At 61.8% G+C, this 466-nt stretch carries 1 protein-coding gene; it reads right to left on the bottom strand.

Annotation, left to right across the window (positions count from 1 at the left end; all coding sequences use genetic code 11):
- Positions 1–64: 64 nt before the first annotated feature.
- Positions 65–340: a DUF3040 domain-containing protein gene (locus tag AC5RVV_RS18070; protein ID WP_493986555.1), complete on the bottom strand. Its 276-nt coding sequence runs from the start codon at positions 338–340 to the stop codon at positions 65–67.
- Between the last annotated feature and the right edge of the window lie 126 nt (positions 341–466).

The following is a 466-nucleotide window of genomic DNA, read 5'->3' as shown; positions in this document are numbered from 1 at the left end:
GGAGCCTTCTTTCCGTTGGCATGGCCGCGGAGGGCGTCCCAGCGCAGGGTAGGCACCGCGTTTTTTATCGGGAGTCGTTACCGGGCAACTGCATGGTGAAAAACCGGAAAACCCCCACACCCATCAGCAGGAACCCGGCGACCCCCATCACCGCCAGCTGCGAGGCAATACCGATAATGAGCAGCACGAGCCCCATCACCGAAGCAAGTGCGGCCAAGAATACCGGGGTCCCAGACACGCCTGAACCGGGGGAAAGTTCACGGGCCAGCCCGGGATCCTCAGCCGTCAACTCGAGCTCGAGCTCCTCAAGCCGCCGGCGCTCTTCGTCCGACAGCGCCAATGGAACCTCCCACATGCCGCGCCGGTCCGGGATCCTCAGCAGGAAAGCTGCTTCACCCGGCCCGGAACCATTCGCGGTGCTTCATCCTTCTTTAAGTGGTGCTTCATCCTTCTTTAAGTATGGTCC

It is taken from the genome of Arthrobacter sp. MDT2-34-1, from assembly GCF_059091365.1.
The sequence above is the reverse complement of the archived record's forward strand: the minus strand, read 5'-3'. Positions and strand labels throughout refer to the sequence as shown.